Below are 1,382 nucleotides of genomic sequence, written 5' to 3' on the forward strand. Positions count from 1 at the left end.
CGGAAGTTGTCAACCTGTCTGAGACACGTTGGTGTTGATTCCCGTCGGTCCGGGAAGGGCTGGTGCTACCGGTCTGGCCCGGAACCGTTCGGGATGCTGCGACCAGTAGCGGTCGAGGGTTTGCTGGCGCCGTTGCCGGTCGAGGGCAGCGGTGCCGGCATGGATGGCCGCCGGGGTGTGGCGGCCGAGTCCGCTGTGGCGGTGTTCGGTGGCGTAGCGGTGGAGAAACCCGGCGGTCCAGTCGCGGGCATGGTCGATGCTGTCGAACACGAGCGGGCAGCTCAGGTCGTATTTGATGGTCTTGAACAACGACTCCGAGAACGGGTTGTCGTCACTGACCCGCGGCCGGGCATACGAGGCGAGCACACCGTCGCCCGCAAGCGCATCGACGAGGGTGTGGGCACGCATGATCGATCCGTTGTCGGCGTGCACCACCCCCGGCGCCCCGTGTTCGGCGATGGCGGTCGCGAACATCTGCACCGCCAGGTCGGTGTTCTCGGTGTACTCGATCCTCCAGGCCACCGGATACCGAGAGAACACGTCGATCACCAGATACAGCTTGTACCGGTCCTGCGTGCGGGGCCCACGGAGCTCGGTGACATCCCAGGACCACAAGTCCCCGACCCGCCCGCAGTGCACGATCGGCTTGTGCCGAGGAGTTGAGCCACCACCGTATTTCCTGCGTCGGCGATCGCCGACCATGTTCTGTTCGGTCGCGACCCGGTAGAAGGTCCGCTCCGAGCAACCGACCCTTCCCGCGTCGAACGCCCGCCAATACGTCTGCACCACAGACAGTTCGGCGTACTCGTCGGATTCGAGCACAGCGATGATGGCGGTGCGTTCATCGGCGGTCAGCGCGGCCGGTTGCCGTCGCTTCTTCTGCGGTATCGGGTCGGTCACCGGCCGGTAGTGCCGGTAGTTGCGGGTGAGCCGGTAGTACGTCGAGCGTGGCAGCCCGACCAGCCCACACGCGGCGCGGACCCCGATCCCGGTTGCGGCGAGCTCGTCGACGAACTCGATCAGTACAGTTTGTTGCGTTCGAGCCAGTTCGCGTACTCGGTGGCGCTCAGCAGCGCCGGCGGGATCTCGGGTTCGTCGTCGGTCGTCGAGCTCGTGGTAATCCCCTCCAAGAGCTCGTACGCTTTTCCCAGAATTTCCTGCACGGCCTCACCCTGGGCGACCTTGTGTTTGAGTGCCGCATTCTCCTTGCGTAGTCGTGCCAGTTCGGCACGGTCGGCGTTCTCCATTCGGCGCAGCGACCTCTCTTCTCGGGTGACCGACGTCAGTCCCGTGAATTCTCCCTCGTCACGGCTGCGCAGCCAACGCCGCACGGTGGCCCGGGTGAGGTTGTGCTCGCGCAGCAACCTGGTCCTGGCGCCCCG

2 protein-coding genes are annotated in these 1,382 nt (G+C 65.6%); both read right to left on the bottom strand.

All coding sequences use genetic code 11. The features are described 5' to 3' along the window. Window positions 1-9: 9 nt before the first annotated feature. A complete protein-coding gene (locus tag ACFU5V_RS43030; RefSeq protein ID WP_378707529.1) occupies window positions 10-1,047 on the bottom strand; it encodes a transposase in 1,038 nt (345 codons plus the stop codon). Then, the coding region (locus ACFU5V_RS43035) for a hypothetical protein (RefSeq protein WP_378707527.1) at window positions 1,020-1,382 on the bottom strand (363 nt) is incomplete at its 5' end. The genes ACFU5V_RS43030 and ACFU5V_RS43035, both read right to left, overlap by 28 nt.

It is taken from the genome of Rhodococcus sp. NPDC057529, assembly GCF_042802055.1.
Classification (GTDB): domain Bacteria; phylum Actinomycetota; class Actinomycetes; order Mycobacteriales; family Mycobacteriaceae; genus Rhodococcus_F.